The following is a 3,973-nucleotide window of genomic DNA, read 5'->3' as shown; positions in this document are numbered from 1 at the left end:
GGGGTTCCGCTGCCACGTCAGAGTCTGCCTCGACCGAATGCCGTCTTCGGCAAGAGCGGTCACGGACCGGGCTCGTCGGCGGCATGTGCGGATGTTGCTTCGGCAACGATGTCCGCGAGTCGCGCGCCCGGACTCGCTGATGTGTGGATGTTGCCGACGCAACCGCACTTCGCGGTCATGCGCCCAGCCGAGCCTGAGTCGTGTGTTGATCGAGCGACAGACTGCCGTCGACACCGTTGGCCACGCTAACAACTCGGTGTTGCTGCTCCCTTGGTGTTCGTACCGACCGCTACCCTGGCTGTCTCTGGACCCGAGGACGGGGAGCGTGCCGTGGGGGTGGTTGACGACTTCGTGGCGCGGTACGCGAAGGAGTACGACTTTTATGAAGAGGTCTCACGTCGTGCCGCTCGGCTCCTCGAATCGGACCTACAGGCCTCCGGGGTGCGGGCTATTGTCACTAGCCGAGCCAAGTCCATACCGCGACTCGAGGAGAAGTGCAGGTCGAGGGAGCGTCGGCGTCCTTACGGATGCACCGAGGACATCTATGACGACATAGTCGACTTAGCGGGCGTGCGTGTTGCACTATACTTTCCCGCGGAGCGCGAACGCGTTGGAAGCGCAGTCAGACGGCTGTTCGAGGAGTATGACGACAGGCGCGAGTTCCCTGCTGAGTCTCAGTTGCACCCCAGTAAGAGGTTTTCGGGATACTCCGCCCACCATTATCGCGTGAGGCTGCGAGATGCTGATCTTGATGACCGCTCTCGGCGCTACGCGGTGGCGAAGATCGAGATCCAGGTGGCCTCGGTCTTGATGCATGCGTGGGCGGAGGTTGAGCATGACCTCGTTTATAAGCCCTTGGAGGGAAACCTATCTGCGGCTGAGTACTCCTTGCTTGACCAGTTGAACGGGTTGGTCTTGGCCGGCGAGATTGCTCTGGAGCAGTTACAGCGGGCGGGAGAGGTTCGCGTAACTGAGGCTGGAAGGAGCTTCGACAACCATTATGACCTCGCCTCGTATCTATTCAGTCGCGCGACCTCAGTTGTTGACGGTCCAATAGCTGAGTCGGGCTTGGGCCACATCGATCTGCTGTACACCCTTCTTGACCGCCTGAATCTGACGACTCCGGATGCCCTCGCGCCGTACCTGACTGCGATTCACGCTAATCTTGAGGAGCGCCCCCTCGCGGAACAGGTTATCGATGCTCTCCTTAGTGAGGACGAGTCTCGTTATGACCTCTATCAGTCAGTCCGCGAGGAAGCAGAGTTGTACGATGCAGGCGCAGTCAGAGGTCATGGACGCAGGCGCAACGAGCAACTCGGGTACTTCCTGTCGCAGTGGGTTCGGCTGGAAGCGCTAATCCGCACTCATGCTTCTACTTCCGGTCGCGGCGTCGGGATGCCAACGCGTCGCGCGCTCGCTGGTCTTGGCATCACCGATTCCGACTTGCTCGGGGAACTCGACTACTGGAGAACTCTTCGCAACCGCGTTGTGCATGGGGAAGAGGACGTGTCGGCCGAGCAACTGCGGGATGCGGGGGACCGACTCGAACGCCTGATAAAGGACCTTGAGGTCCGCTTGCGTCCGAATCCATAAGCAAGGATGAGTTGGAAAGGTCGGCGGTCAGGCGCCGCTACGCGGATCTCAGTCGCGTCACTTCGAGGGGGGCCTTCAAGTGCTCACCGCGAGTTCGCGCTCCAAGTTACGGCGAGCGTCACGAACGGTTGCTTCGCAACGCAGCGCGCCGCGCATCGCTCACCTGCTTTGCGGGGCGCTGCGCCTGAGATGTCTGGAGCCCCGTTCCGGGGGTGGACCGGACGGACGGGCGGAGTTGGGGCGGACTCTCGGGAAGGACTCGCCGTCCTACGAGCTTCATCGGTGTATGGCGCCCCGCTCAAGGGAGTGCCGCTATGCAACTCCCACCGGTACGAGGTGCTAGAAAGAGGTGAACAAGCTGTGCCAGGGCAGCTCAAGCGGTTGCGCAGGACCATGGCGGTTCAGCCGACGCCGAAGGACAAGGGACTCACGCTTACGATTCGGGTGACGGCGTACGACAACGGCATGGTGGAGGTCGACGGCGTACCCATCAACGAGTCACCGGCTTACGGTCAAGCTCAGGGGTGGTTAGGAGCGGGAGAGATTATGATGTCGACATTGAATGAATTCCGTCGGCAGGCCGAAGGTGGAAAGCGAGCGCGCACGCGATGAGGTGGAGCGTTTTCGACTGCAGCACGAAGTGAAGACTTCGATGGTTGGGAGGCGCGGCGCCTTCGTGTGCAACGCGCTTGAGCTCAGCAAGGCAGCGCAGGGCGGGAACGGTGACTTGACCCGCGTTCTTTTCCTGTCCCATTCGACGCCTCTTCCCGTCCCCTTCCGTCGGTGAAGTGGTGCAAGTCGTCCTAGACCCCAGCCTCGTATTGCTCACGCGCGGGCGCGAGTGGATTCGCCGTTACGGAGCGGAGTTGAGCACAGTCCTGCACATCCCAGGGCATCTTCTGGACGCTCGAGTCGCACTCGGAGACTCACCTTGGTGCCCGCGCTTCTGGATGCGCCCCAGAGCAGAACCAATGGTCGGGTGTCACCCGGCCCTGGGATTACGAACCATCGACGAGTGTTCAGTGGAAGGCGATGCAGTGCCGACTGTGGATGCGGTTGAAGCCATTCTTGCCGAGATCCGCGCCGCGCTTCAGGGAGGGGCAATTCTGGTCGCGCGGCGGGCGGCCTCGGTCGACCTCCTCATCGAACGGGGTTGCAGCGCCTTGGTCGAGGGTGCGTCCTCTTACGACGCCATGATCGAAACGCTCGCGCGGGGCATCGGTTCGGAGCCCGCGCAGGCCTTGGATCGGCGAATCCGGTTCATCGTAACCATGAACCGACGCGACGCCAGGCTTCAAGTCGCGGACTCCGGCATGCGCAGTTATCGTTGATTGATTCTCTGGGATACTACGCGCGACACCAACCACTAAAGGGGGAGCCTTGCTGCAACTTCAAGGTGGATGGCCGATTTTCGCGGTGCACAACGAATTGGGCTTCCGTACGGAAGTTGATCGGAGCCCATTGGTCCCGAGTTGCGGCCTTCGTGCGAGGAAGACATGCAACCTGTCTTCGTGACAGTCGGCGCAGCGCGAACCGAAAAAGACGAATGCAGACGTTACCGTCCAATTGAAGTGTCCTTCGACACGCGGAACGCTCTCCTAGACCAGGAGATAGGCGAGGACTGGGAATCGGCCTTGCAGGAGCAGTGGCGCTCCAACCAGGCCAACGTCCGAATGGGTCTCCTGGCTGAACACGGGACCATCGACGGAGAAACAAAGATCGAAAATTACAGAGCGATGGGGCCCGCGCCTTGGTCCATCGCGATTGAGCACAATCGACTGATGCGCCAAATCAGGTCAGCCTTCACTCAAGGCGACTTCTATCCAGCCCTTGTAGGTGCCTGCGCGCTCGGGGAAAGGGTTTTCAACCAGTTGATACTCGCCCTACGCGAGGACTATGCTGCGCATCCTGCGACGACAAAACGAGTGAGGCGGCAAGATACGTTCACAAATTGGGAGGCCGCGATTGACGTACTCGAGGGCTGGGGGGTCCTTGATGGTGACTTAGCTGGCACTTACATGACGTTGAAGGACCTGCGGCATGCTTCGGTGCACTATGACCTCAATGTGGACTCCGGAGATCGGGAGCCTGCCCTACAGGCTGTTCTGCAGGTGCAGAGACTCATTGAAGGTGTCTTCACCCCACATGGGGGTCCCCCGCGCTTCATTCCCGAAGTGTCGGGAGCGTCATTCTTTGCAAGAGAGGCCGAGGCGATTCCACTGGTGAAGCGCATATTCCTCCCTCGCTGTGCGCTGCTCAGTCCGGCCCACCGCATCTACCCATCGCAGGGGAGCGCAGGCTGGGAATGACAAATAGTCGATGACGCGGACTATGATCCTGCGCCTCTGACAGACGAACAGTTTGCCGAGGCGCTCCCGGG

The 3,973-nt window shown here is 60.7% G+C and carries 3 protein-coding genes; all 3 read left to right on the top strand.

What is annotated here, in order from left to right; genetic code table 11:
* The first annotated feature begins 273 nt into the window (after positions 1-273).
* The 3 genes from G9H71_RS21370 (at position 274) to G9H71_RS21360 (ending at position 3,902) form a co-directional block, all read left to right on the top strand.
* Positions 274-1,593 carry a GTP pyrophosphokinase gene (locus tag G9H71_RS21370; RefSeq protein WP_331273179.1) on the top strand — a complete coding sequence of 440 codons (1,320 nt, stop codon included), beginning with the start codon at positions 274-276 and terminating at the stop codon, positions 1,591-1,593.
* 1,022 nt (positions 1,594-2,615) lie between these two features.
* Entirely contained in the window at positions 2,616-2,924 is a 309-nt protein-coding gene (locus G9H71_RS21365) for a hypothetical protein (RefSeq protein WP_166284791.1), read from the top strand.
* 180 nt (positions 2,925-3,104) lie between these two features.
* On the top strand, positions 3,105-3,902 hold the full coding sequence (locus G9H71_RS21360) for a hypothetical protein (protein ID WP_231135246.1): 798 nt from the start codon (positions 3,105-3,107) through the stop codon (positions 3,900-3,902).
* The last annotated feature ends 71 nt before the right edge of the window (positions 3,903-3,973 follow it).

The organism is Motilibacter deserti (genome assembly GCF_011250635.1).
GTDB classification, from domain to species: domain Bacteria; phylum Actinomycetota; class Actinomycetes; order Motilibacterales; family Motilibacteraceae; genus Motilibacter_A; species Motilibacter_A deserti.
The sequence above is the reverse complement of the archived record's forward strand: the minus strand, read 5'-3'. Positions and strand labels throughout refer to the sequence as shown.